Annotated in this window: 22 protein-coding genes; 12 read left to right on the forward strand and 10 right to left on the reverse strand. The window is 69.3% G+C overall.

The features are described 5' to 3' along the window. Genes AC3WQY_RS04345 through AC3WQY_RS04355 form a run of 3 tightly spaced genes read right to left on the reverse strand, consistent with a single transcriptional unit; the run spans position 1 to position 2,533 of the window. Positions 1 to 564, reverse strand: a complete 564-nt coding sequence (locus tag AC3WQY_RS04345; RefSeq protein WP_492706108.1) for a VOC family protein — start codon at positions 562 to 564, stop codon at positions 1 to 3. Positions 565 to 575: 11 nt separating this feature from the next. Beyond that, positions 576 to 1,565, reverse strand: coding sequence for an ABC transporter substrate-binding protein (locus AC3WQY_RS04350; RefSeq protein ID WP_492706110.1), 990 nt, complete (start codon positions 1,563 to 1,565; stop codon positions 576 to 578). Positions 1,566 to 1,594: 29 nt separating this feature from the next. Continuing rightward, complete coding sequence (locus tag AC3WQY_RS04355; protein WP_492706112.1) at positions 1,595 to 2,533, reverse strand: fumarylacetoacetate hydrolase family protein; 939 nt, start codon at positions 2,531 to 2,533, stop codon at positions 1,595 to 1,597. A gap of 132 nt (positions 2,534 to 2,665) precedes the next feature. Between AC3WQY_RS04355 and AC3WQY_RS04360 the strand changes: the two genes are divergently transcribed. After that, positions 2,666 to 3,613, forward strand: coding sequence for a 2-hydroxyacid dehydrogenase (locus AC3WQY_RS04360; RefSeq protein WP_492706114.1), 948 nt, complete (start codon positions 2,666 to 2,668; stop codon positions 3,611 to 3,613). Positions 3,614 to 3,616: 3 nt separating this feature from the next. Here AC3WQY_RS04360 and AC3WQY_RS04365 read toward each other — a convergent pair whose 3' ends face one another. Further along, positions 3,617 to 4,078, reverse strand: a complete 462-nt coding sequence (locus AC3WQY_RS04365) for a VOC family protein (RefSeq protein ID WP_492706116.1) — start codon at positions 4,076 to 4,078, stop codon at positions 3,617 to 3,619. Between the two features lie 166 nt (positions 4,079 to 4,244). Between AC3WQY_RS04365 and AC3WQY_RS04370 the strand changes: the two genes are divergently transcribed. Beyond that, the gene (locus tag AC3WQY_RS04370; protein ID WP_492706118.1) at positions 4,245 to 5,018 is read left to right on the forward strand and encodes a GntR family transcriptional regulator; all 774 of its coding nucleotides are present in this window, start codon (positions 4,245 to 4,247) and stop codon (positions 5,016 to 5,018) included. On the opposite strand, the gene AC3WQY_RS04375 is transcribed toward AC3WQY_RS04370, so the two are convergent. Both AC3WQY_RS04375 and AC3WQY_RS04380 read right to left on the reverse strand, forming a co-directional pair. Next, on the reverse strand, positions 5,002 to 6,537 hold the full coding sequence (locus tag AC3WQY_RS04375; protein WP_492706120.1) for a methyl-accepting chemotaxis protein: 1,536 nt from the start codon (positions 6,535 to 6,537) through the stop codon (positions 5,002 to 5,004). The genes AC3WQY_RS04370 and AC3WQY_RS04375 overlap by 17 nt on opposite strands. Positions 6,538 to 6,548: 11 nt before the next feature. Then, on the reverse strand, positions 6,549 to 7,652 hold the full coding sequence (locus tag AC3WQY_RS04380) for a porin (RefSeq protein WP_492706122.1): 1,104 nt from the start codon (positions 7,650 to 7,652) through the stop codon (positions 6,549 to 6,551). Positions 7,653 to 7,835: 183 nt separating this feature from the next. Between AC3WQY_RS04380 and AC3WQY_RS04385 the strand changes: the two genes are divergently transcribed. The 5 genes from AC3WQY_RS04385 to AC3WQY_RS04405 are packed head-to-tail and all read left to right on the forward strand — an operon-like array spanning position 7,836 to position 13,086. Continuing rightward, positions 7,836 to 10,013, forward strand: coding sequence for a xanthine dehydrogenase family protein molybdopterin-binding subunit (locus AC3WQY_RS04385; protein WP_492706124.1), 2,178 nt, complete (start codon positions 7,836 to 7,838; stop codon positions 10,011 to 10,013). A gap of 20 nt (positions 10,014 to 10,033) precedes the next feature. Next, on the forward strand, positions 10,034 to 10,993 hold the full coding sequence (locus AC3WQY_RS04390) for a dihydrodipicolinate synthase family protein (RefSeq protein ID WP_492706125.1): 960 nt from the start codon (positions 10,034 to 10,036) through the stop codon (positions 10,991 to 10,993). Positions 10,994 to 10,995: 2 nt separating this feature from the next. Continuing rightward, a complete protein-coding gene (locus AC3WQY_RS04395; protein ID WP_492706127.1) occupies positions 10,996 to 11,457 on the forward strand; it encodes a (2Fe-2S)-binding protein in 462 nt (153 codons plus the stop codon). Further along, a complete protein-coding gene (locus AC3WQY_RS04400) occupies positions 11,450 to 12,265 on the forward strand; it encodes an FAD binding domain-containing protein (RefSeq protein ID WP_492706129.1) in 816 nt (271 codons plus the stop codon). The genes AC3WQY_RS04395 and AC3WQY_RS04400 overlap by 8 nt, the downstream gene beginning before the upstream one ends. Beyond that, the gene (locus tag AC3WQY_RS04405; RefSeq protein ID WP_492706131.1) at positions 12,262 to 13,086 is read left to right on the forward strand and encodes an aspartate dehydrogenase; all 825 of its coding nucleotides are present in this window, start codon (positions 12,262 to 12,264) and stop codon (positions 13,084 to 13,086) included. Before AC3WQY_RS04400 ends, AC3WQY_RS04405 begins: the two co-directional genes overlap by 4 nt. Here the strand turns inward: AC3WQY_RS04405 and AC3WQY_RS04410 are convergent. Next, positions 13,055 to 14,068, reverse strand: a complete 1,014-nt coding sequence (locus tag AC3WQY_RS04410) for a LysR family transcriptional regulator (protein ID WP_492706133.1) — start codon at positions 14,066 to 14,068, stop codon at positions 13,055 to 13,057. The two genes, AC3WQY_RS04405 and AC3WQY_RS04410, sit on opposite strands and share 32 nt — an antisense overlap. 56 nt (positions 14,069 to 14,124) lie before the next feature. Between AC3WQY_RS04410 and AC3WQY_RS04415 the strand changes: the two genes are divergently transcribed. Continuing rightward, complete coding sequence (locus AC3WQY_RS04415) at positions 14,125 to 14,733, forward strand: 3-hydroxyanthranilate 3,4-dioxygenase (RefSeq protein ID WP_492706135.1); 609 nt, start codon at positions 14,125 to 14,127, stop codon at positions 14,731 to 14,733. Between the two features lie 2 nt (positions 14,734 to 14,735). Further along, complete coding sequence (locus AC3WQY_RS04420) at positions 14,736 to 15,302, forward strand: SRPBCC family protein (RefSeq protein ID WP_492706137.1); 567 nt, start codon at positions 14,736 to 14,738, stop codon at positions 15,300 to 15,302. Here the strand turns inward: AC3WQY_RS04420 and AC3WQY_RS04425 are convergent. Next, positions 15,293 to 16,147: an AraC family transcriptional regulator gene (locus AC3WQY_RS04425; protein ID WP_285235488.1), complete on the reverse strand. Its 855-nt coding sequence runs from the start codon at positions 16,145 to 16,147 to the stop codon at positions 15,293 to 15,295. The two genes, AC3WQY_RS04420 and AC3WQY_RS04425, sit on opposite strands and share 10 nt — an antisense overlap. Positions 16,148 to 16,269: 122 nt before the next feature. Between AC3WQY_RS04425 and AC3WQY_RS04430 the strand changes: the two genes are divergently transcribed. Then, positions 16,270 to 17,022: a hypothetical protein gene (locus AC3WQY_RS04430; protein WP_492706139.1), complete on the forward strand. Its 753-nt coding sequence runs from the start codon at positions 16,270 to 16,272 to the stop codon at positions 17,020 to 17,022. Between the two features lie 3 nt (positions 17,023 to 17,025). Here AC3WQY_RS04430 and AC3WQY_RS04435 read toward each other — a convergent pair whose 3' ends face one another. After that, positions 17,026 to 17,706, reverse strand: a complete 681-nt coding sequence (locus AC3WQY_RS04435; RefSeq protein ID WP_492706141.1) for an anti-sigma factor — start codon at positions 17,704 to 17,706, stop codon at positions 17,026 to 17,028. Then, positions 17,706 to 18,356, reverse strand: a complete 651-nt coding sequence (locus AC3WQY_RS04440) for a sigma-70 family RNA polymerase sigma factor (protein WP_492706143.1) — start codon at positions 18,354 to 18,356, stop codon at positions 17,706 to 17,708. Before AC3WQY_RS04440 ends, AC3WQY_RS04435 begins: the two co-directional genes overlap by 1 nt. A 137-nt stretch (positions 18,357 to 18,493) precedes the next feature. Here AC3WQY_RS04440 and AC3WQY_RS04445 point away from each other — a divergent pair, with 137 nt between their 5' ends. Beyond that, positions 18,494 to 20,020: a DUF4331 domain-containing protein gene (locus AC3WQY_RS04445; protein WP_492706145.1), complete on the forward strand. Its 1,527-nt coding sequence runs from the start codon at positions 18,494 to 18,496 to the stop codon at positions 20,018 to 20,020. Positions 20,021 to 20,030: 10 nt separating this feature from the next. Beyond that, complete coding sequence (locus AC3WQY_RS04450) at positions 20,031 to 20,306, forward strand: hypothetical protein (RefSeq protein WP_492706147.1); 276 nt, start codon at positions 20,031 to 20,033, stop codon at positions 20,304 to 20,306. Positions 20,307 to 20,309 lie beyond the last annotated feature (3 nt).

Below are 20,309 nucleotides of genomic sequence, written 5' to 3' on the forward strand. Positions count from 1 at the left end.
TCAGGCCTCGTCCTTGGGCTTGCCCTGCTTGGCGGCCACCACGGCGGCCAGCGGAGGCACCACGAAGCGGGCAAAACGCCATTGGTCGAAGGAGTCGATATTGCGCTCCCAGACCTTGGCCTCGTAGGGCTGCGCCGGAGTGATCTGGGTCATCTCGCAGTAGAGCTCGACGTTGTTGCCATCCGGGTCCTTGAAGACCAGGAAGAGGTTCTCGCCCGGGCCATGCTTGCCAATGCCGCGCACGATCTCCACGCCATGGGCTTGCAGCAGCTGCACCGCGCGCTCCATCTCGGCCAGGTCGTCCACCAGGTAGGAGAAATGCTCCAGGCCGGGGCGGCCATAACGCGGCAGTTCCTCGCGCTCGGGCGAGTCGGCGGGGATCTGGGCCAGGGCCAGGTCGTGATGATCGCTGCCGGCGCGCAGGAACACCATCTGGTCGCTGATCCAGTCAGACACTTCCAGGCCCAGGATCTCGGTGTAGAAGTGCACGGACTTGTGGATGTCGCGCACCATCAGCACCAGATGGCCGAGCTTGCGGGGTTTGATCTTGCCGGGTGTAGTCATGGTGGGGCGTCTCAGTCGACGATGAAACGGTTGGTGTAGACCTCGCCGCCGCGCACATCGGCGGTGACCTTGAAGGCCTTCTTGGCGAATTCGATGGTGGCGTGCATGCGGTCGGCGCGGATGTAGCCAAGCTTTTTGTTGTCGGCACCGGGGTCGCTGATGATGTCCAGCGTTTCCTTGATCTGCTGCATCAGGATGGGTTTGCTCAGCAGCTTGTTGCTGGCGACGATGAGGTCCGCAGCCTCATCCGGGTTCTTGCGCATGTAGTCGTAGCCGCGGTAGGTGGCGGTGACGAAGCGCTTCACCAGTTCGGGCCTGGCCTGCACCAGGGCCTCGCTGGCGACGATGCCGTTGCCGTAGATGTTGAGGTTGTAGTCGCGGTAGCGCAGGGCGGCGAGCTGCTTGCCCTCGCGCTGCACCAGGGCCTCCAGCAGGGGCTTGTTGGCGCCTTCCCAGCATTCGGCCAGGTCCACCTTGCCCTCGAGGAAGCTGGGGTTGATGACGGCCGGGTCCAGGCGCAGCAGCTTGAGATGGTTGGCTGGCAGGCCGTTGGCCTGCAGCCAGGCGGGCACCAGGTTCTGCAGCGGCGAGGCCGCGCCGCCGCCCACGCTCATGCCCTTGAGTTCCGCCAGCTTCGGTGCCTTACCCAGCTTGCTCGGCATATAGCAGAGCGCGCCGGGCCATTGCGTGTTGATGGCGCCCACCATCACCGTCTTGCCGCCATTCGCACGGTTGAGCATCACGCTGATCGGATCGCCGTAGCCGAACTCGAACAGGCCCTGGTCGATCTCGTTGACGGTGCGCTGGCCGCCGTAGCCACGCTGCGTCTGCACCTCCAGCCCGGCCTCGGCATAAAAGCCCTTGGCTGCCGCTACCAGCACCCCGCCGGTGCTGCCCTGGGGCAGCCAGGCGAGGTTGAATTTCACCTTGTCCAGGGCCTGGGCGGCGCTGCAGCTCAGCGTGGCGATGGCAAGAGCCCAGAGTTGGCGGCGTATGGACATGGGGCTTCCTCGGACGTGTTGGGTGTGGATCAGCCCGCGACCACGCGGTTGCGGATGCTGCCGATCTGCTCGATGCTGGCCATCATCACATCACCGGGCTGGAGAAAGCGTCCACGCGCCATGCCCACGCCGGTGGGCGTGCCGGTGGCGATCAGATCGCCGGGCTTGAGGGTGAGCATGCTGGAGAGGTAGGCGATCTGCTCGGCGATATTGAAGATCATGCCCTCGGTCGTGTCGTCCTGCATGGTCTCGTCGTTGACGGTGAGGCGCATGCGCAGATTCTGCGGCGCGGCAATGCAGTCGCGCGGCACCACCCAGGGGCCCATGGGGCCGAAGGTGTCAAAGCTCTTGCCGCGGAACCAGTCGTGCGTGAAGGGGTAATCGCTGCGGCGGTTCAGGTCGCGCGCACTGATGTCGTTGAACACGGTGTAGCCGGCGATCACCTCATAGGCCTCTTCGACACCGACGTTGCGGCATTCACGGCCGATCACCACGCCCAGCTCGACCTCCCAGTCCAGCTTGGCGGTGTGGGCGGGTTTGACCACATCCTCCTCGGTGGCCAGCACGCTGGTGTCGGCCTTCATGAAGACATAGGGGGCGCTCTCGGTGCGCGGCGCCAGCTTGGTGCCCATCTCCTTGGCGTGCTCCACGTAGTTGGAGGCGGCGCCGAAGATGCGGCCCGGGCGGTAGGGCGTGCACAGCCGGTAGCTTTGAGCGGGCAGCGCATGCAGCGCGCCGGCGGCGGCCAGCTCCTGCACTTGCCGGGCCAGTGCGGCGATCGCGCCGGCGCTGTGCGGCCAGTCGGCGATCGCCAGCTGGGTGCTGTTCAGGAAGGCGGCCAACTGCGGCTGCTGCTCCATGCCGCAGGCGCGTGCCGCGGCGGCGGCGTCATAGAGCTGGTCGTCCAGCACCAGGGCGGGGCGGGGGCCGTGGCCGTTGTCGTAAGAGGCGAGTGCGTACCAGATCACGGGTTGTCCTTTGCTTGTCGTTCCGATGCAGCGCGCTGAAATATGTGAATACAATAACATCGCTATGTATACATGACAAGTGATGCAGGGTAATTCCCTGTGTTTGATGTTTGTTGCCACCGGGTCCAAGACATGAACGAAATCCGACCATCGCTGCTGGCGCTGATCCCGCTGCAGCCCGCCCTTGTGCAGGTGCTGGGCGAGCACTGCGAGCTCAGCTACGAACCGCAGGGCCCGGCGGGCCTGGACTGGCCCGCCATGGCGCGGCGCGGCGTGCGCGCGGTGCTCACCAATGGCACGACCGGGCTCAGCCGCGCGCAGATGCAGGCCCTGCCCGGCCTGGGCCTGGTGTGTGCCTTCGGTGCGGGCTTCGAAGCCATCGATCTGGCGGCGGCACGCGAGCTGGGCATCGCCGTCACGCATGCGCCCGGCGTCAACAACGCCACCGTGGCCGACCACGCGCTGGCCCTGATGCTGGCGCTGGCGCGCGGCCTGGCGCCGCTGGACCGCGCGGTCAAGGCGGGCCTGTGGCAGCACAGCCGCGCCGAGCGGCCGACCTTGCACCGGCGCCGGCTCGGCCTGCTGGGCATGGGCAACATAGGCCAGCAAATCGCACGCCGCGCGCTCGGCTTCGAGATGAGCGTGGCCTACTGCACACGCCAGCCCCGGCCCGAGCTGCCCTATCAACACCACGCCTCGGTGCTGAGCCTGGCCACGGCCAGCGACTATCTGGTGCTGGCCTGCCCGGGCGGGCCGGCCACACGCCATCTGGTGAATCGCGAGGTTCTGCGCGCGCTGGGGCCGAGCGGCTTCGTGGTGAATGTGGCGCGCGGCAGCGTGCTGCACAGCGGCGATCTGATCGCCGCGCTGCAGGCCGGCGAGATTGCCGGCGCGGGCCTGGACGTGCTGGAAGACGAGCCCGCCGTGCCGGCCGAACTGCGCCGCCTGGACCAGGTGCTGCTCACGCCGCATATCTCGGGCCGCTCGCCCGAAGCCCAGCGTGCCCAGCTGGCCTGCCTGCTGGAGAACCTGCAGGCCTTCTGCGCCGGGCGGGCCTTGCCCAACCCGGTGCCGGGCTGAGCTTCAGCGCGCGGCCTTGAGGTCGGGGTGGCGCAATGCCGGCGCCTCCGACACGCCCACCACGTCCTTGGCGGCGCCGCCCCAGCCGCGGTCGGTCATGTCTATCATCACGCCGTTGGGGTCGAAGTACTTCACCTCGTAGAAGCTGTTGCCCTTCACCGGCACCTCGCCGAGGAAGTAGGTGCCGCCGGCGGCCTCGCAGTCCTGGCGCGAGGCGGCGATGTCGTCCACCCAGAAACCGATGTGGTGCAGGCCGACATGCGCGCGGCCCAGCGGCCCGGCATGGGCATCGTTCTTGAAGTTGAGCAGCGCCAGGCACATCACGCCATCGCTGAGGTAGACGCCACGCGCCAGCGAGGAATCGGTCTCGCCGACCTTGGTCATGCCGAAGGATTGCTCGTAGAAGGGCGCGACGGCCCAGGGATCGGGAACGGAAATAGCGATGTGACGCAGCTTGCCAGCCATGGGGGTCTCCAGAGGTAGATGGATCGGCTCAGGATTCAATGAATCCAAAAACATTCATATGTATACATGAAAAGTATTGCGCATGCAAAGAGGCGGAACCGCAATGCAGTTGTGCACGCCATCGCTAGAATCGCCCCAACCTGCCACTTTCCTGCCTGGATCACCCATGGGTAACGCTTCCGCCAGCATCTGCCGCAGCCTCACCGAAGACATCGTCAGCGGCAAGCTGCCGCCCGGGCAGAAGCTGGAGGAGCTGGTGCTGGCCGAGCGCTTTCAGGTCTCGCGCACGCCCATCCGCGAGGCGCTGCGCGAGCTACATGCGCGCGGCCTGATCGATCTGCAGCCGCGCAAGGGCGGCATCGTGCGCAGCATCGGGCTGGACGATCTTTCCGACATGCTGGAGGCGATGGTCGAGCTGGACGCGCTGTGCTGCCGCATCAGCGCCGAGCGCATGAGCGCGGTGCAGAAGAAGCAGCTGCAGATGGTGCAGCAGCAGAGCGAGGACTGCGTGGCGCGCGGCGACGAGGCCGGCTATCTGCAGCTGAACCACCAGTTTCACCAGCTCATCAGCGCTGGCGCGCAGAACCGCAGCCTGGCGGCGATGCTGAGCAATCTGCGCGAGCGCCTGGCGCCCTTCCGCGCCGCGCAGACCCATGTGGAGCGGCGCCTGCCGGTCTCGCACGACGAGCACCAGGCCATCCTCAACGCCATCCTGGCCTCGGACGCCGAAGCCTCCTACGAGGCCATGCGCAACCACACCGCGCGGCTGAGCATCAATGTGCTGGACCTGCTGAAGGCGCAGCAGGGTGGCGACGCGGCAGCGCGTACCGCGGCGGACGCGCCGGCCGCGCCGAAGGCGCGCAGCAAGAGCGCGCCGAAGACGGCTGGCAAGTTGCCCGCCAAGCCTGCGGCCAAGGCCGCGCTCAAGCGTCGAGCTTGAATATGCCCACCACGCTGCGCAGGCGCCGGGCCTGGTCGCGCAGCGAGCTTGCAGCGGCGGCGGATTGCTCCACCAACGCGGCGTTCTGCTGGGTCATCTGATCCAGCCGGGCCACCGCCTGGTTCACCTGCGCAATGCCCTCACCCTGTTCGCTGGCGCCGACGGCGATCTCATGGAGGAGGGCCGCCACCTGGTGCACGCTGGCCACGATGTGCTGCATGGAGCTGCCGGTCTGATCCACCAGCTGGGCGCCCGAGGCCACCGTGTTGCTGCTGGCCTGTATCAGGCCCTTGATCTCCTTGGCGGCCGCGGCCGAACGCTGCGCCAAGCTGCGCACCTCGGCGGCCACCACCGCGAAGCCGCGGCCCTGCTCGCCGGCGCGCGCCGCTTCCACCGCCGCATTGAGGGCGAGGATATTGGTCTGGAACGCAATGCCGTCGATCACGCCGATGATGTCGGCCATGCGCGCCGAGCTCTGGCTGATCTGCGCCATGGTGCCGACCACCTCGTTCACCACCTGGCCGCCGCGGCCGGCCGCCTGGGCCGCGCCGGCGGCCAGCTGATTGGCCTGGCGCGCGGTGTCAGCGGACTGCCGCAGCGTGCCGGTGAGTTGCTCCATCGAGCTGGCGGTCTGCTGCAAATTGGCCGCTGCCTGCTCGGTGCGCATGCTCAGATCCTGGTTGCCCTCGGCGATCTCGCTGGAGGCCGTGCTCACTGAGTCCACGCCCTTCAGCACCTCGGCCACCAGCGCACGCAGGCGCCGCGCCATCGCCTCCATGGCCTGCATGAGCTGGCCGAATTCGTCCTGGCGGTCGCCGAGCGCTGGTGGCTGTCTGAGGTCGCCCTCGGCGATGCGCTCGGCCAACTGCACCGCCTGGCGCAGCGGCGCGCTGATGGCGCGCACCAGCAGCGCCACCCCGGCGAGGGCGAACGCGTACACCAGGCCCATCATCAGCAGTCCCAGGCATTGCGCGCGTTCGCTGGCCAGCAGGGCGCCGGCCTTGGCCTCGTCGCGCAACTGGCTCTGCACCTCCACCAGCTGTTCAAGCGCCGCGAGGTAATTGGCCACGGCAGGCAGCAAGTCCTTTTCAACCAGCGCGCCGGCGGATTCGCCGCGCTGCTTCAAGGCGTCCACCTGCTTCATCAAGGCCACCACCGGCTGGCGCCGATCGGCGATGCGCGCCAGCGCTTCGCGCTCGCGCGGCGTGCCGGCTTCCTTGGCGATGCGCTCCTGCAACTCGTTGATCAGCCCGGTGGCCTGCTTGCGGCCCCGGCCGAAGGTCTGGGTCAGCAGCGGCTCCTGGCTCAAGGCCATCGCGATGACGCGCTGCACATTCGCTTCCAGCGCGCCGGCCCAGCGGGTGGAGAGGGCGATGCGCTCCTCGAAGACGGCCACTTCATCCATGGCGTTTTGCATCGCCCTTGCTGCCGAGCGCTGGCTCAGCATGGCGGCGGCCATCATGAGGCTCAGGGCGGCCAGGCTGGCAAGCCAGAGTTTGCGAGAGACGGTGAGCTGCATGGTGGTGCTGTTCAGAACTTGTGGGTGAGGCCCAGGCCCAGCCCGCGCTGGCTGCTGCCGGGTTTGAGGCCGTCGATCGGGTTGGCGGAGAGCTTGTAGGCGGCCGTGGCGCCGTTGTGCAGCGAGGTCCAGGCGGCCCAGAGTTCGCTGCGCCTGGAGAGGCTGTGGCCATAGCCCAGTGAGAGCTGGCGCGCGCCCGAGTCGGTGCCTGGCGCGCCGATGCCGCCCAGGCCCTGGCTGGCGTTGCCGCTGGCGGCCTGGCCGCGCACCAGGCTGGCACGCCACTGGCCGGTACCCATCTCGTGCGTGAGCGCCAGTTGCCAGGCATGGCGGTTCAGCACCCGGCCCGGTGCGGGTTCGTAGTGCAGGCGCTCCCAGGTAGCGCGCAAGCGCGTGTTGCCCAGGGTGAGGGCGGCGCCCAGACGATGGGCGGTGTCGAGGCTGCCGGCGGCCAGGTAGTCACGATGCCGCTCATGGCCCCAGGCGAGATAGAGCGGCCCCTCGTTGTAGCTGAGCAGCGCGGAGATCAGATCGGGCGCCAGCGTGGCGGTCTTCTCCTCGGGCATGGCGTAGGCCAGGCGTGCGTTGAAGCCCTGCAGCATCGGGCTGCTGTATTGCACAAGATTGGGCTGGCGGCGATCGAAGGAGGCGGGCGCGAGGCCGTTGGCAGCGGTGGCAAAGCCATTGCCCAGGATGCTGTTGGAGGCAAAGATGCCGGCGGTGAAGGGGTCGATGGCGTAGACCGACACAAAGCGCAGCGGCGTCTCCCATTGCCCCAGCAGCAGCTCGCCCCAGGGCCCGCGCAGGCCCACGCCGGTGTTGCGGCCGCCCCAGGGGCCCTCGCCGGTATCGACCTTCACATTCGTCTCGATCTGGGCCCAGGCGCTCCAGCCTGCGCCCAGGTCTTCGCTGGCGCGGAAGCCCAGCACCGAGAGGTTGTTGGACAGGCGCCGCAGCGGCCCGTGCAGGCCGCTCGCGCTGACTTGCTCGACGTCGGCCTTCAGAAAGCCGTAGAGGCTGACGCTGGCGCCGGGTGCGGGCGCTTGTGCATGGGCCGCGTTGATGGTGAGCAGGGCAGTTGCCAGGGCCAGGCCAGAGAAAACCGAGCGGCGCATGATGCTTCCTTGTGTATTTGGAAAAGATTGTATGTATACACAATACGAATTGTGAATTCATTGCGTGAAAGTCGTGACTCCCCTGCAAATGCCGCATGCAATCCTTCATTTAGAAATAGAACAGCACAATCAATCAATTCTTTGCGTTTGCATTCATTCGTGGCCATGGCTCCAATGGCGCCCATGGCAAGCACAGAGATCCACACAGACCCCCACACCGAGCCGCAGCCCGACCTGCTGCGCCGTGAAGACGCCCGCTTGCTGCGCGGGCAGGGCGGTTTTGTCGCCAACCAGCCCACAGCGCAGATGGCGGGCCTGGCCCATGCGGTGTTCCTGCGCAGCCCGCATGCCCATGCGAGCATCCTCGGCATGGAGCTGGATGCGGCACGCGCCGAGCCCGGCGTGCTGGCGGTGCTGGGGCCGGCGGACTTCGCGGGGCTGCGGCAGCCGCGCGTGAACGGCCTGCTGCCCGGCATGAAGCTGCCGCAGGCGGCCCTGATGCCCGTGGACCGCGTGCTCGCCGTGGGTGCGCCGGTGGCCCTGGTGCTGGCCGAGACGCGCCAGCAGGCCCAGGACGCGGCCGACCTGATCTGGGTCGACTATCAAGACCTGCCCCCGGTGGCGGACTTCGATCGCGCCGGCGCCGACCTCTACGCCGAGGTGCCCGGCAATGTGGCGCTGCGCAGCGAGACCCGCGTGGGCAGCCTGCCTGCTGGGGAGGCCAGCAGTGCCGCGCAGATCGAGTTGCCGCGTGTGGCCGCCGCGCCGCTGGAGCCACGTGCGGCTTTGATGCGCTGGGACGAGGCCACGCAAACCCTGCAGGCCTGGCTGTCCACCCAGACGCCCAGCCGAGCGCGCGAAGACCTGGCGCATGCGCTTGGCATCGCGCCCGAGCAGGTGCAGGTGATCGCCACCGATGTGGGCGGCGCCTTTGGCGGCAAGGCCTCGGTGTTCGCCGAAGACCTCTTGCTGGCCGAGGCCGCGCGCCGCCTGCAGCGGCCACTGCGCTGGCTGGCCACGCGCGGCGAAGACCTGCTCGCCGGCACCCATGGTCGCGCCTCTCGCCTGCAGGGCCGCCTCTGGCTGGACGCCGAGGGCCGGATGCAGGCGCTGGACGCGCAGCTGGAGTTCGCGCTGGGCCATTGGCTGCCCTTCAGCGCCGCCGCGCCGCTGCGCAATACCTGCCGCATCCTGCCCGGCCCCTACCGCTTGCCCAGTTGGCAGGTGCAGGGCGAGGGCCGCCTGAGCCATGCGGCCGCGGTGGGCATCTACCGCGGTGCCGGCCGGCCCGAGGCCTGCATCCTGATGGAGCGCCTGGTGGACGAGGCCGCGCGGCAGCAGGGCATCGATCCGCTCGCCCTGCGCCTGGCCAATGTCTGGCCGGCCGATGCGCTGCCGCGCCGCCTGGCCAGCGAGGTGTGGCTGGACCGCTGTGACCTGCCGGCCTTGCTGAAGCGCGCCGCCACGCTGTTCGACTACGCGCAGCGCCGCGCCCGGCAGCGCCAGGCGTCGGACGGCGAATTCCTCACCGGCATCGGCATGGCCCTGTATGTGGAACCCTGCGGGCAGGGCGGCGAGAGCGCGCGCCTCACCGCCCTGGCCGATGGGCGCTACCAGCTTGCCACCGGCGCCACCGCACAAGGCCAGGGCCGCGAGACCAGCTACGCCAAATTGCTGGCCGGGGCGCTGGGCTGCGCGCCCGCACAGATCGAGGTGCTGCATGGCGACACCGCGCGCTGCCCGGCCGGCATCGGAGCCCTGGCCAGCCGCAGCACCGCCATCGGCGGCTCGGCGGTGCTGAAGGCGGCCGAGCAATTGCAGCAACGCCTGGCCGAGGGCGCGGCCTTGCCCTGCACGGTGGAGCTCTTCCACCACACGGCCGAGGAGGCCTGGGCCTCGGGCTGCGTGATGCTGGAGCTGCAGATAGCACGCGCCACCGGCCAGCCGCGCATCACCGAGCTGGTGTGGGTGGACGACGCCGGCGTGCTGGTCTCGCCCGAGCTGGTGCATGGCCAGCTGGTGGGCGGCCTGGCGCAGGGCCTGGGCCAGGCGCTGATGGAGCGCATCGTCTATGACGCCAACGGCCAGTTGCTCACCGGCTCGCTGATGGACTACGCCCTGCCGCGCGCCGAGGACATGCCGCCGCGCATCACCCTGGAGAGCCTGCCCACCCGCAGCGCCGCCAACGGGCTGGGCGCCAAGGGCGTGGGCGAGGCCGGCTGCATCGGCCTGCCGGCGGCCCTGCTCAACGCCGCGCATGACGCGCTCGCGCCGCTGGGGGTGAGGCATCTGGACTTCCCCTTGAGCGCCGCCGCGCTCTGGCGCGCGATGAATTCCTCCACCTCTTCTTTTTCTTCTTGACCGAACCGAGATCAATCCCCATGGACTACAGCAAGCAAGACGCCAAGGCCTATGCCAAGGCGCATTTCACCGGCGTCTGGGCCGCCACGCTCACGCCCTTCAACGCCGATGGCTCGGTGGACGAAGCCGGCTTTCAGGCCAACCTCGCGCATTGGTGCGGCACGCTGAAGCTGGGCGGCCTGTTCGTGTGCGGCAAGCAGGGCGAGTTCTTCTCGATGTCGCTGGCCGAGCGCAAGCGCAGCTTTGAGCTGGCCGCCGAGGTCGCCAAGGCCTGCGGCTCGCGCACCGTGATGTCCTGCTCCGACACCAACCTCGACACCGTGCTGGAACTCGGCCGCTACGCCCAGGCCGTGGGCGCCGACTGGATCGTGGTGCACAGCCCGGTGCTGCATTTCGGCGCCGACACCGACGAGACCATCTATGAGTACTACCGCCACATCAGCGAGCAGCTGGACATTGGTATCGCGATGTGGAACCACCCCGATTGCGGCTACCTGATGAGCCCTGAGCTGTGCGCCCGCATCGCCGAGCTGCCCAATATCGTGGCCATCAAGTACAGCGTGCCGCGCCCCATGTACAGCGAGCTCAGCCGCCTGGTGGGCGACAAGATCCAGGTCAGCACCGCCAGCGAGGAAGAGTGGCTGGACAATATCGAGGAACTGGGCTGGCGCCTCTACCTCTGCTCCACGCCGCCGCTGCTGCTGCAGACCGCGGCCGACCAGCGCATCAACGAGTACACGCGCCTGGCCTTCGAAGGCCGCTTCAGCGAGGCCCGCCGCGTGCGCGACAGCCTGGAGCCGGCGCGCGACGCCTTCCGCCTCAGCCGCCCCAAGGGCAAGCCGCAGGCCCACAGCAAGTACTGGCTGGAGCTGCTGGGGCAGGTGGGCGGCCCGGTGCGCCGCCCGCTGCTGCAACTCAGCGAGGCCGAGAAGGCGCTCACGCGTGAGCAGTTCGCCAAGAGCGGCTTGAAGCTGGGCTGATCATGGTGCAACTTCGCATCAACGGCCGCCCCTGCCAGCTCGAGCTCGGCAATGCCAGCCTGCTGGTGGACGCGCTGCGCGAGCCACTCGGGCTCACCGGCACCCATCAGGGCTGCGACACCGCGCAATGCGGCGCCTGCACCGTGCTGCTGAACGGCCGCGCGGTGAAGAGCTGCAATGTGCTGGCGCGCCAGGCCGAGGGTGCGGAGGTCACCACCATCGAAGGCCTGGCGGCGCCGGGCGAATGGCATGCGCTGCAGCTCGCCTTCTCGCGCCACCATGCCCTGCAATGCGGCTTCTGCACGCCCGGCATGCTGATGCGTGCCGTGGTCATGAAGGCCGAGGGCGTGCCGGCCGAGCCCGCGGCGGTGCGCCAGGCCCTGGCCGGCAATCTCTGCCGCTGCACCGGCTACGAAGGCATCGTGGCGGCGATCTGCGAATGGCTGGGCTCACAGCATGCGTGAGTTCGAATACTGCCGCGCCCGCTCGGTGGACGAGGTCTTGCGCTGGCTGCGCGATGGCACGGACAGCAAGCTGCTGGCCGGCGGCCAGAGCCTCTTGGGGGCGATGAAGCTGGGCCTGATGGCGCCCGAGCGCCTGATCGATCTGCAAGGGCTGGCCGAGCTGCGCGGCTGCGCCGCCACCGCGGGGGGCGAGTTGCAGCTGGGCGCCATGCAAAGCCATGCCAGCCTGGCGCGCCATGCGCTGCTGCGCGGCCTGGTGCCAGGTCTTGCCCGGCTGGCCTCGCACATTGCCGACGAGCAGGTGCGCAGCCAGGGCACCTTGGGCGGCTCGCTGGCGAATGCCGACCCGGCCGCCTGCTGGCCGGCCGGCATGCTGGCGCTGGGCGCCACCCTGGTGACCGACCGCCGCGAGCTGCCGGCCGACGAGTTCTTCACCGGCTTCTTCAGCACCGCGCTGGAGGCCGACGAGCTGCTGTGCAGCGTGCGCCTGCGCCGCCCGCGCCGCTTTGCCTACCGCAAGTTCGAGCAGGCGGCCTCGCGCTTTGCCCTGGTGGGCGTGGCGCTGGCGCAGTTCGACGACGGTGCGGTGCGCGTGGCGCTCACCGGCGGCGCGCACGGCGTGCAGCGCCTGCCTGCCTTCGAGCAGGCCCTGGGCCGGCGCTTTGCCGCCGAGGCCTTGCAAGGCCTCAAGGTCGATGCCGCGCTGATGTCCAGCGATGTGCATGGCGAGGCCGACTACCGCGCCCACCTGGCCGGCGTGCTCGCTGCCCGGGTGGTGCAAGACGCTTTGACTTTGGAATCGACATGACCGTACACACGACACATGAAACCGCTGCGCCACTGCGCGTGGCCCTGATCGGACTGGGCGCCATCGGCCGCGTGATCGCCAAGGAGCTGCTGGCCCGCCAGGGCGAGGGCGTGCAGCTGCTGGGTGCGCTGTGCCAGCACGAGAGCGAGGGCGCCGGGCTGGGCTTGCCGGTCGTCACCACGTTGGCGGCCTTGCTGGCCTTGCAACCCGATCTGGTGGTGGAGGCGGCCGGCCATGGTGCGGTCAAGGCCTACGGGCCCGAGGTGCTGCGCGCGGGGCGCGATCTGCTGCTGGTCTCCGTGGGCGTGCTCTCCGATGCGGCGCTGCTGGCCGAGCTGGAAGCGGCGGCACGCGCCTCGGGCCGCCAGCTGCTGCTGCCCTCCGGCGCGCTGGCGGGCCTGGACTATCTGCAGGCCGCCAAGCTGGCGGGGCTGAACCGTGTCTGCCTGCGTTCGCGCAAGCCACCGCTGGCCTGGCGCGACACACCGGCCGAGCTGCTGCTCGATCTGGCCAAGCTCAGCGAGCCGGTGGTGTTCTTCCGCGGCAGCGGGCGCGATGCCGCGCGCAGCTATCCCAAGAATGCCAATGTGGCCGCCACCCTGGCCCTGTGCACCTTGGGGCTGGACGAGACCCTGGTGGAGCTGGTGGCCGACCCGACCATCAGCGGCAACGAGCATGAGATCGAGGCCAGCGGCGCGGTGGGCGAGCTGCACCTGACGCTGCGCAACACCGCCTCGCCCGACAACCCCAAGACCTCGCTGGTCACGCCCTACAGCGTGATGCGCAGCATCATGGCGCGGCGCGCCGTGCTGAGCGTTTAGGCCGCTTGCCATGCGCCGCTTCGGCCACGCTCAGGTGCTCGCGCAGATGCTCGGCCATCGCGCGCGCGGCGGGCGAGAGCGAGCGCTGCTGCAGCTGTGCCAACGAGACTTCGCGGGCCACGGCGGGCTCCTTCAGCGGCACGCCCACCAACTCGGCCAGGGCCGAGACCTTGAGCGCATAGGCCGGCAGGATGGCCACGCCCAGGCCGGCGGCGGCCATGGCCATGGCGGTGGCGATGTGCGTCACCTCCTGCGCCGGCTTGGGGCAACCGCCCAGCGGTGCGAAATGGCGCTCCACCAGGGCGCGCAGGCCGCTGCCCTCGCGCAGCAGCAGCAGCGGCTGGTCCAGCAGATCCTTCCAGCGCAAGGCCTTGGCAGCGGCCAGCGGGTGCTCGCGATTGCAGATCGCCACCATCGCGTCGCGCAGCAGCGGCTCGGCCGTGATGTCGGGCTCGGCGGCGTCGAAGGTGGCCAGGGCCAGGTCCAGCTCGCCCAGGCGCAGCTGGGTCAGCAACTGGTCGGCGCTGGCGTCCAGCAGGCTCAGCTCGATCTCGGGGTAGCGCTCGGCAAAGCTGCGCAGCAGGCCCGGCATCAGGCTGGCCGCCAGCAGCGGCGTGGTGCCCAGGCGCACACGGCCGCGGCGGCGTTCCGCCACATCGCGCAGATCACCAGCCACGCGGTCCAGATCGGCCAGCAGGCGCTGCACCGCGGGCATCAGCTCGCGGCCGGCCTCGGTGAGTTCGCTGCGGCGTGTGGTGCGGTCCAGCAGGCGCAGGCCCAGCTCGCTCTCCAGCGCGCGGATCAGCGCCGAAAGCGCCGACTGGCTCAGGAACAGCTGCTGCGCCGCACGCGTGAAGCTGCCCTCGCGCGCCACCGCATCGAAGCCGCGCAGCTGCTTCAGCGACACGTTCACCGGCCGCGCGCTGCGGCGCGGCAGCTTCATCAGCAACTCATCCTGCGGATCGCTCGGCTTCTTGGTCATGGGCGGCCGCATCTTACCCACCACAATCACCCCAGCCTAGAAAGATCACCATCATCATGCTGAGCTACGGACGCCCCCTCAACTTCGCCCAATGGATCGCCGACCATGCCGCCGATCTCAAGCCGCCGGTAGGCAACCAGCAGATCTGGCAGAACGCCGATTTCATCTGCACCGTGGTGGGCGGCCCCAACCACCGCAGCGATTTCCACGACGACCCGCACGAGGAGTTCTTCCACCAGCTCAAGGGCAATGCCCACCTGATCCTGTGGGACCGCGGCCAGTTCGAGCGCGTGGACCTGCGCGAGGGCGACATCTTTCTGCTGCCCGCCCATGTGCAGCATTCGCCGCAGCGCCCCGAGCCGGGCAGCCTGTGCACCGTGATCGAACGCCAGCGCGCCGCCGGCGTGACCGATGCCTTCCAGTGGTACTGCGCCCATTGCGGCACGCTGATCCAGCGCCACGAGGTGCAGCTGCAAAGCATCGTGGGCGACCTGCCGCCGCTGTACAAGCGGTTCTACGCCAGCCCCGAGGCCGAGCGCCGCTGCACCAACTGCGGCGAGGTGCATCCGGGCCGGGCCTGGCGCGACTGGCACGCGGTGCTGGCGGCCAAGCATGGCCATGCCGCCGTGCCGGTGGCGCCGTTGCCTGCCACACCGGAGGCCTGAGCATGAAGATCGAGAATCAACGCGAGCTGCCCTGCTCGCAGGCCGAAGCCTGGGCGGCGCTCAACGACGAGGCCATGCTGCAGGCCTGTATCCCCGGCTGCGAATCGCTCACGCGCGAGGGCGAGCAGCTGCAGCTGCTGGTGATGGCCGCGGTGGGGCCGGTGCGTGCGCGCTTCAAGGGCCAGCTGCAGATGCAGGACGTGGTGGCGCCGGTGTCCTACGCCATGCGCTTCGAGGGGCAGGGCGGCGTGGCCGGCTTCGGCAAGGGCCTGGCCCAGGTGAGGCTGAGCGTCATCGACGAGCAGCGCTGCCTGCTGCACTACAGCGCCGATGTGCAGATCGGCGGCAAGCTGGCCCAGATCGGCTCGCGCGTGGTGGACGCCGCGGCGCAGAAGATCATCGGCGACTTCTTTGCGCGCCTGGAGCGGGCGTTGCAGGCGCGGCAGCCGCAGTTGCCGGTGCTGCCCGTGCCGGCAGCACCGCCGGCGGGCCTGCTCGCGCGGTTTTGGGCCTGGCTGCGTGTGCGCGTCGGCCTCGGGGCGCTGCCCTCGTCGCTCGATCAAGCCTGAGCCTGCAGCCAGGCGCGCGGTGCCTGGCCGGTCTTTTGTGCAAACAGGCGCGAGAGTGCCGAGGCGTTGGCGTAGCCCAGCTCGGCCGCGATCGCCTTGATCGAGCGGCCCTGCCGGAGCTGCGCCTGGGCAATGCCGAGCCGCCAGTGGGCCAGGTACTCGGCCGGCGCCTCGCCCACCACCGCCTTGAAGCGCAGGGCAAAGGCGCTGCGCGACATGCCGGCCTGCTGCGCCATGCGCTCGAGCGACCAGGCCTGGCCGGGTGCCTCGTGCAGGGCGGTGAGGGCGCGCGCCAGGCGTGGCTCGGCCAGGCCGCTGAGCAGACCCAGCGAGATGCCCCCCTGCTCGGGGTGGTCCAGCAGCCAGCGCAGCAGCTGCAGCAGCAGCACCTCGAACAAGCGGTCGGCCAGCAGGCGCTGGCCGCAGCGCAGCCGCTCGGTCTCGGCAAACAGCAGGGCCAGGGTGTGCTCCAGCCCGTCGACGCCGGCCAGCGGCAGGGCGATGCAGGCGGGCAGGGCGCGCACCAGCGGATGCGATTCGCCGCCCTCGAAATCCAGCGTGGCGCAGACGAAATCCGCACCCTCCATGGGCGCGTTATGAAAGTCATGCGCCAGCGGGCGCGGATAGAACAGCAGGCTGGGCTCGCGCAGCCGCAGCCTTGCCGGCGCCCCGCTGCCGCGGCGGTGCGTCACCACCATCTCGCCGCGCCGCATCACATGCAGAAAGCCTCGCCCCGGCTCGGCGGCGAAGTGCGTCACGCCGCACAAGGGGCCGTTGTGGAACAGATGGGCGCGCACCCTGAAGCGTTCCAGCAGGGCTGAGAGGCGGTCGATGGCTTCATTCATCTGGACGATTAGGTTTGTTTTGAAGATTTTGCGATACGCATCGTAGCGTTTGGGCCGAGACACTGGGCGGGTGCCGGGATGCAGGGGCATCCCACAAGGCCGAACTCAAAAGGAACTTCCATATGCAGCGCTTCCCCGCCCTCAGCCTCGCCCTGTCCCTCACCGTGGCGGCCGCCCATGTCATGGCGCATGACGACACGCATGCCGGTGGCATCCGGAGCGAGCCCGGCCCGGCCGTCAAGCCGAGCTTCGACATCGTCCACACCCGAATCACAACCGAGGGTCGGGTGGCGGTGTTTCATATGGCCGTGTCCGGCCGGGCGGGCGCCAGCAAACCCGCCGCCAGCGGCAAGCTGGCCGGCAGCACGGTGTTCTCCTATGTCTGGCCCACCACGCTCGACCCGGCGCTGGTGGGCTTCGAGCCCAAGGCGGGCATCCTGGCCCTGGCGGTGACCGCGCACCCCGATTTCGATGACACGCCACTCTTCGATGAGGACGGCGATGGCAAGGCCGGCAACGATGGCAGGCTGTGGCATTCGCATTGGGTGGTGCTGCAGCCCGACGCCGCCTGTGGCCAGGAGGGCGCGCTGAAGGTGGTGGACATTCCCGCAGGCGCCAAGCCGCGCCTGCCCAAGACCTGGCCCGGCCTGCCCATCCTGATCGACAGCCCGGGCTGGAGCCCGATCTTCAAGGGGCAGAGCCTGGAGGTGCGTGTGCCCTTCGACGACATCGGCGTGCTGGAGTCCGCCGGCTTCGACGGTGTGACGGCGGCGCTGCGCGTGAACGCCAGCGTGCACAACCCGCTGCTGTGCGTGGTGGATGTGTTCAAGGTGGCGTCGGGGCAGCTGAGCCTGCCCGGCAAGGTCGGGCGCTGAGGCTCAGACCCTGCCCGCCGAGACGATGGGCCCGGTGGGCGCGCCGGTGGGCGAGCCACCGCCGGGCTCCAGGCTGACGGCAAAGGCGGCGGTGTTCTGCAGCAGCTTGGCGCGCAGCACGGTGGTGGCGCGGTCGTCGGCCACCAGGCCCAGCGAGCGCGGTGCGCCCTGCGCCGGCACGGCCCAGAGTTCCAGCGCGCGGCCCTGCGCGAGCGTGAGCGGGCCCAGCGGCTTGAGCACCAGGGCCCGGCCATCGGCGCTGACAATGGCCACGAAGCCGGCCTTCACCAGCGCCGCCCCCTCGGCGGTGCTGTTCATCACGATCACCAGCGGCGGCTGTACCGGCTGGGGCTGGTTCAGCAACAGCAGGGCGGTGAGCGCCAGCGCGCTGGCGGCGCCGCTGAAGCCCTGCCACAGGCTCAGGCGCTGCCACCAGCGCGGCGCGGGTTGCGGCGCGCCAAACAGGCGGCGCTGGATGGCGGGCCAGAGATGCGCGGGCGGCTGCACCGCGGCCACCGGGCTGGCCAGGGCCTGCAGGCGCAGCTGCCAGCGCGCCACTTCGCGGGCCAGCGCGGGGTGGGCCGGCAACAGCTGTTCGAAACGGCGGCGTGCGGGGCCGCGCAGCGTGCCCAGCGCGTATTCGGCGGCGAGCTTCTCGGCCAGGCGGGGGCGGCTGTAATCCATCAGGCGGACTCCCCGGCGGCACCCGTGCCGAGCAAGCCGGCAGCGCGGTCCAGGCACAGCTTGAGGCTTTGCAGGCCGCGGCGTACCCAGCTCTTCACCGTGCCCAGGGGCTGGGCCAGATGCTCGGCCACCTCGGCATGGCTGAAGCCCTGGTAATAGGCCAGCGCCAGGCTGGAGCGTTGCTCGCCGCTGAGCCCCTGCATGCAGCGCTCCAGCGCATGCGAGCGCGTGGCCTGCTCCAGCAGGTCCAGCGGGCCGGCCTGCTCCGAGGCCAGCTTCTCCAGCAGATCCTCTGCTTCGTCGCCCTCATCGCCCGTGCCCGGGCTGCCGTAGCGGCTCACGGTGGCGGGCTCAGTGGCGCGGCGGCGCAGGCTGTCGATGGCGCGGTTGCGCGCGATGCTGGTGAGCCAGGTGAGCGGCTGGCTTTGCTGGGCCTGGTAGCCCGCGGCGGCGCGCCAGATGTTCACATAGACCTCCTGCAACACCTCCTCGGCCTGGCCGCGGTCGCTGTTGACGCGCAGCACCACGCCGAACAGCGGGCCGCTGGTGGCGCGGTAGAGGGCCTCGAAGGCGGCGCGGTCGCCCAGGGCGATGCGGGCGAGCAGGGCGGCAAGCTCCTGGCTGCGCGCGGTGGGGGTGGTGGTGCTCATGGAATGGGCTACGCAGGCCGGCGCCACTTGGATGCAAGCCCGACCAATGCGCAGGGTGGGCTGCGTCCGCTCGGGCAGCGCCGGCGTAAAGGCCTGCAGTGGGCGAAGCAGTCGCCCACCCCATCAAGGAGACCCAGATGCAACAAGCACTTCCCACCCTGCGTTTGCTGAGCTTCAGCGCCGCCATGCTGGCCGCCACCGCGGCCCTGGCCTCCAGCCACCGCGAGGCGCCCTTCATCACCACCGTGCCCAAGGTGGATGCCAGCGATTTCTATATGTTCATGAGCTATGAACAGGGCCGTGGCGACTACGTGACCCTGATCGCCAACTACCTGCCGCTGCAGGATGCCTATGGCGGCCCCAACTACTTCTCGCTGGACCCGAACGCGCTCTACGAGATCCATCTCGACACCAATGGCGACGCCAAGGAAGACATCACCTTCCAGTTCCGCTTCAAGAACAAGCTCAACAGCATCGCGCTGACGATTGGCGACAAGAGCGTGGCGATCCCGCTGATACAGGCCGGCACCATCAGCGAGCCGCGTGCCGCGGCGCTGAACGTGAACGAGAGCTTCACGCTGGACATCGTGCGTGGCGACCGTCGCAGCGGCCAGCGCCAGTCGGTCACCAATGCCAGCAGCGGCGCGAGCAGCTTCGACAAGCCGGTGGACAACATCGGCAAGAAGACCATCGCCAACTACGAGGCCTATGCGGCCAAGCACATTTACAGCGTCAACATCCCCGGCTGCGCCATGCCCGGCAAGGTCTTCGTGGGCCAGCGCAAGGATCCTTTCGCCGTCAACCTCGGCACCATCTTCGACCTGGTGAATGCGCCGGTCTCGGTGATCACCGACCCGACCCTGATCGGCGCGGTGCCCAACCAGCTGGACGACAAGAACGTCACCACCCTGGCCCTGGAAGTGCACAAGAGCTGTTTGGCCAGCGCCAACGAGCCGGTGATCGGCGGCTGGACCACCGCCAGCCTGCGCCAGGCACGCGTGCTCGACCCCGCGCCCAAGCCCGGCCACCAGAACACCGACAAGGCCGGCGGCGCCTGGGTGCAGGTCTCGCGGCTGGGCATGCCCCTGGTGAACGAGGTGGTGATCGGCCTGCCGGACAAGGACCGCTTCAACAGCTCCAAGCCCAAAGATGACGCGCAGTTCGCCAATTACGTTACCAACCCGACCCTGTCGGCCCTGATCGAGACGGTGCTCGCCATCCCCGGCACGGCGCCCAAGAACCTACCGCGTACCGATCTGGTGACGGCCTTCCTCACCGGCATCAAGGGCGTCAACCAGCCCGCCCATGTGGTGGCCTCGGAGATGCTGCGCCTCAACACCCAGATCGCGCCGGTGCCGTTCGCGCAGCAGAACCGGTTGGGCATCGTCGGCAACCTCCTGGCCGGCGGCAAGGACAACGCCGGCTTCCCGAACGGCCGCCGCCCCAAGGACGATGTGGTGGACGTGGCCCTGGTGGCGGTGATGGGTGGGCTCTGCATGGCCAATGGCGACAACGATGCGCTCGGCTTCGGCGCCAGCTGCAAACCTGCCAATGTGCCGCTGGGCGCAACCTCGCTGAAGCTGCACGATGCGGTGGACCAGGCCACGGTGCCGCTGCTGGGCAGCTTCCCCTACCTCTACACGCCGGTTGGCGGCACCAACTGAGGAGGGCGCCATGAAGCAGCAATCCATTCACGCCCTGGCCCTGCTCGCAAGCGGCCTGCTGGCCGCCTGTGGCGGCAGCGACGAAGCGGCAGCACCGCCGCCCCCACCGCCGCCACCGGTGCTGCTCACCGAGGTGCCTGAGAGCGCGCTGGTCTCCCCCGGCGCCTACACCCAGTTCACGCTGGGCCAGAGCCAGGCGGCGAGCGAGAGCGATGAGCCGCTGACGACCGACAAGCTGAGCATGCCGCCCGCCAGCGAAAGCGACGAACCCCTGACGGTCAGCTGAGGT

The sequence above is a fragment of the Roseateles sp. FW301-B2 genome, assembly GCF_058788955.1.

Bases quoted from the DNA above. Each gene is read 5' to 3' on its own strand.
- AC3WQY_RS04345 (WP_492706108.1), bottom strand. From the start codon at position 564: ATGACTACACCCGGCAAGATCAAACCCCGCAAGCTCGGCCATCTGGTG.
- AC3WQY_RS04350 (WP_492706110.1), bottom strand. From the start codon at position 1,565: ATGTCCATACGCCGCCAACTCTGGGCTCTTGCCATCGCCACGCTGAGC.
- AC3WQY_RS04360 (WP_492706114.1), top strand. From the start codon at position 2,666: ATGAACGAAATCCGACCATCGCTGCTGGCGCTGATCCCGCTGCAGCCC.
- AC3WQY_RS04365 (WP_492706116.1), bottom strand. From the start codon at position 4,078: ATGGCTGGCAAGCTGCGTCACATCGCTATTTCCGTTCCCGATCCCTGG.
- AC3WQY_RS04370 (WP_492706118.1), top strand. From the start codon at position 4,245: ATGGGTAACGCTTCCGCCAGCATCTGCCGCAGCCTCACCGAAGACATC.
- AC3WQY_RS04375 (WP_492706120.1), bottom strand. From the start codon at position 6,537: ATGCAGCTCACCGTCTCTCGCAAACTCTGGCTTGCCAGCCTGGCCGCC.
- AC3WQY_RS04380 (WP_492706122.1), bottom strand. From the start codon at position 7,652: ATGCGCCGCTCGGTTTTCTCTGGCCTGGCCCTGGCAACTGCCCTGCTC.
- AC3WQY_RS04385 (WP_492706124.1), top strand. From the start codon at position 7,836: ATGGCAAGCACAGAGATCCACACAGACCCCCACACCGAGCCGCAGCCC.
- AC3WQY_RS04390 (WP_492706125.1), top strand. From the start codon at position 10,034: ATGGACTACAGCAAGCAAGACGCCAAGGCCTATGCCAAGGCGCATTTC.
- AC3WQY_RS04395 (WP_492706127.1), top strand. From the start codon at position 10,996: ATGGTGCAACTTCGCATCAACGGCCGCCCCTGCCAGCTCGAGCTCGGC.
- AC3WQY_RS04400 (WP_492706129.1), top strand. From the start codon at position 11,450: ATGCGTGAGTTCGAATACTGCCGCGCCCGCTCGGTGGACGAGGTCTTG.
- AC3WQY_RS04405 (WP_492706131.1), top strand. From the start codon at position 12,262: ATGACCGTACACACGACACATGAAACCGCTGCGCCACTGCGCGTGGCC.
- AC3WQY_RS04410 (WP_492706133.1), bottom strand. From the start codon at position 14,068: ATGACCAAGAAGCCGAGCGATCCGCAGGATGAGTTGCTGATGAAGCTG.
- AC3WQY_RS04415 (WP_492706135.1), top strand. From the start codon at position 14,125: ATGCTGAGCTACGGACGCCCCCTCAACTTCGCCCAATGGATCGCCGAC.
- AC3WQY_RS04420 (WP_492706137.1), top strand. From the start codon at position 14,736: ATGAAGATCGAGAATCAACGCGAGCTGCCCTGCTCGCAGGCCGAAGCC.
- AC3WQY_RS04425 (WP_285235488.1), bottom strand. From the start codon at position 16,147: ATGAATGAAGCCATCGACCGCCTCTCAGCCCTGCTGGAACGCTTCAGG.
- AC3WQY_RS04430 (WP_492706139.1), top strand. From the start codon at position 16,270: ATGCAGCGCTTCCCCGCCCTCAGCCTCGCCCTGTCCCTCACCGTGGCG.
- AC3WQY_RS04435 (WP_492706141.1), bottom strand. From the start codon at position 17,706: ATGGATTACAGCCGCCCCCGCCTGGCCGAGAAGCTCGCCGCCGAATAC.
- AC3WQY_RS04440 (WP_492706143.1), bottom strand. From the start codon at position 18,356: ATGAGCACCACCACCCCCACCGCGCGCAGCCAGGAGCTTGCCGCCCTG.
- AC3WQY_RS04445 (WP_492706145.1), top strand. From the start codon at position 18,494: ATGCAACAAGCACTTCCCACCCTGCGTTTGCTGAGCTTCAGCGCCGCC.
- AC3WQY_RS04450 (WP_492706147.1), top strand. From the start codon at position 20,031: ATGAAGCAGCAATCCATTCACGCCCTGGCCCTGCTCGCAAGCGGCCTG.